The 2,777-nt window shown below is 69.8% G+C and carries 2 protein-coding genes; both read right to left on the minus strand.

Annotation, left to right across the window (positions count from 1 at the left end; translation table 11 throughout):
* On the minus strand, positions 1-1,258 hold a 1,258-nt coding region (locus GUY60_RS36510; RefSeq protein ID WP_161705799.1), incomplete at its 3' end, for a CehA/McbA family metallohydrolase.
* Between the two features lie 137 nt (positions 1,259-1,395).
* Positions 1,396-2,733: a radical SAM protein gene (locus GUY60_RS36515; RefSeq protein ID WP_161705800.1), complete on the minus strand. Its 1,338-nt coding sequence runs from the start codon at positions 2,731-2,733 to the stop codon at positions 1,396-1,398.
* Positions 2,734-2,777 lie beyond the last annotated feature (44 nt).

The following is a 2,777-nucleotide window of genomic DNA, read 5'->3' on the forward strand; positions in this document are numbered from 1 at the left end:
TCCCCGCACGCAGCCCCCGCCCACCCGTGGCGGAGAAGCCGACGGAGACCGCGGCGGACTCGGCGACATAACTGCGCCCGGCCCTGAGCCCCGCGAGAATCGCCGTACGGCTCAGGTCGTCCGCGAGGACCACGGTCTGCGGACCGCCGATCCGGTCCGGATCCCGGTGCGCGTCACTGTTGCCCATCGCAGGGGTCCAGCGCCCGCCGCGCCCCGCGGACTGCAGAGTGGAGTCCCAGTCGGCGAGGGACACCTCGTCGTCCGGCGTGTACGCCCCGTTCCACACCTCGACCACGTCGGCCTCACCGAAGCCGAACTTCCAGTTGCAGCCGATGCAGGTGGCGTGCGGATGCGCGGGCACGACGAGCCCGCCGGCCCGCCGGATCGCGTCGGCGTAGTGGCCGAAGCGGTTGTCGCGGGCCCGGTAGCGCCAGTCGATGAACGTGCCGGGGTCGGTGCCGAGGGCGACGACGTGACCGTTGCGCGTGGTGACCTCCTCGCCGAGCAGGATCAGCAGGTCGTCACCGGCGTGCTCGGCCCAATGGGCGTGCGCGGACGGGGTGTTGTGCTCCGAACTGTTGATGAAGTCGAGGCCCGCCGCGCGCGCGAGAGCGGCGATCTCGGCCGGGGTGCGCTTGCCGTCCGAGAACCAGGAGTGCAGATGGCAGTCGCCCCGGTACCAGTCCCGGCCGCGCCCCGCGGCGCGCTCCGGCGGATAGCCGGGCCGTGGGGTGGTGCCGGGCTCCCCGAACCGCAGCGTCACGGTGATCTCGTACGCGAGGCCTTCCGGTGCCACCGTGTACGGGCCGAGCGCCAGATGCCAGGTGCCGGGGCGGACGCGGCCCGGCAGATAGCCGGGCGTCGCCTCGTCGGCGCGCAGGAAGAACTCGCTGCGGGCGCCGCCGGACCAGCCGCGGAAGCCCGCGCCGCCGAGCTCGGTGCCGCGCTCGTCGAAGATGCCGATGTCGAGGGCGTTGCCCTGGGTGCCGGGCGGCACGGACGGCTTGGCGTAGCTGTACGAGACGTGTAACTCCCGTACGCCGTCCGGCACTTCGAGGGGCAGATAGACGTAGTCGGGGGAGCCGGTGGGCAGCGTGCCGCGCACCGTGCGGGTCGTTTCCTGACTGCGTCCGTCGCCGTCGTCGGCGCTCGCGAAGCTCACGCTGTTCAACGTAAGCGCGGCGGCGGCGGAGGTCACGAACAGGGCGCGTCTGCCTATGTCCGTGCGGCGTGTCGGGTGGTGTTCGTCCTTGCACATGGCGGCGGCTCCCCAGGGGCGGACGGTGCGAAGTGGCGTACGCAACCCTGGTATTGAGCCGTGAACGGGCCGGCAAGGGAAGGGGGCGAGCGGTTGGAGATACGGGTACGGGCGCGGAGCCCGTACCCGTTGTCGGATCAGGCCTCGGTGGCCGCCTCGGCCTCGGCGCCCTCGGGGATGCTGTCCATGAACGAGCTCACGGAGAACACCGCGCGGCCGGGGCCCGCGGGGCCGTATCCGGGCGGCGAGGACAGGCCGAACTCCTCGAGCGTCGCGCGGTAGGTCTCCAGGAGCCGGATGTGGTACTCAAGCGGCGCGCCCTGCGGGTTGGCCTTGCCGAGCGGGGTGGTCGGCTCCGGGCACCAGGTGGTGAAGCGGGGCACGACGCCGTTCGACATGAAGAAGCGGAGCCCCTCGTGGGTGGAGGCGATGGCCTCGTCCACGGTCTGGAAGCCGAAGGGCTCGGCCATCTCGACACCGGCGACGAAGTTCGGGATGACGTTCCGGGCCCCGAACACCTCAGTGGAGTCGAGGATCCGCTTGTGCCACTCGGCGCGGCCGACGTAGCGCTCCTTGCCGGGGCAGTACAGCTCGAAGAGGCGCTTGTCCCAGACCTCGAAGTTCGGGTGGTAGATCTGGATGCCGTAGTCGTGGAACCGCTTCACATCGTCCAGGGGCAGCGCCTGCGCGACGACCTTGCCGATCCAGCGGCGCGGGAAGGTCTCCTCGATGGCCTTGGCGTAACTGCCGTAGAAGTCGGCCTCGTCCTTGCCGCCGACCTTCGACGTGATGGAACCGCCGGTGAGGGTGTACGCGTGGGACGCCTTGGCGGTGTCGTACTTGTCGATGATCTCGAGCGCTTCGAGGATCTCGTCGGACGGCTTGACGCCCGTGTACGGCCGTCCGGCGGCCTTGTGCTGGCGCCAGTTGTGGTTGATGTCGCAGTACTGGCACTCCTCCTTGGCGCCGAAGTACTGGCACACCCGGAAGACGGTCAGATAGATGAGGTACCCCCACTGGATCGTCGGGGCCACCTCCATCACGGACTTCCCGTTGGACAGCTTGTGCCGGTAGTACTCGGGCATCGGCGGAAGCCCGACGTCCGAGATCCGCTTCCCGTCGAGGTAGAGCCCGAGGGACCCGTCCTCGCCGCCCTTCACGCGGTACGGCGAATCCGGGTTCACTCGCACGGACACGACGGTCCGGCGCAGCTCGTACGGCCCGCCGGTGAGCACGATCTCCTCCGGCGGCCGGTTGAGCGCGGCCTGCCCGAGCTCGGGGAGGGTGCGATGGTCGAAGGAGAAGATGAAGTACGACTTCGGCTTCACATCACCGTCATCGCCCCCGGACAGGGCGGACTCGTCAAAGGCCATGCCGCCACGCAGCAGGTCTTCCTTGATCACGGCTTCCCGGGGTACGTGCGGGAAGCGTTCCATCAGGTCTTCGACGAGCGCGGTGCGATTGGGGGTCTCCATGTCCTCATTGGACCAGAGTCGTCCGGTGCGCTGTGCTCAGGGGG

The organism is Streptomyces boluensis (assembly GCF_009908195.1).
Classification (GTDB): Bacteria; Actinomycetota; Actinomycetes; order Streptomycetales; family Streptomycetaceae; genus Streptomyces; species Streptomyces boluensis.

Bases quoted from the DNA above. Each gene is read 5' to 3' on its own strand.
- GUY60_RS36515 (WP_161705800.1), bottom strand. From the start codon at position 2,733: ATGGAGACCCCCAATCGCACCGCGCTCGTCGAAGACCTGATGGAACGC.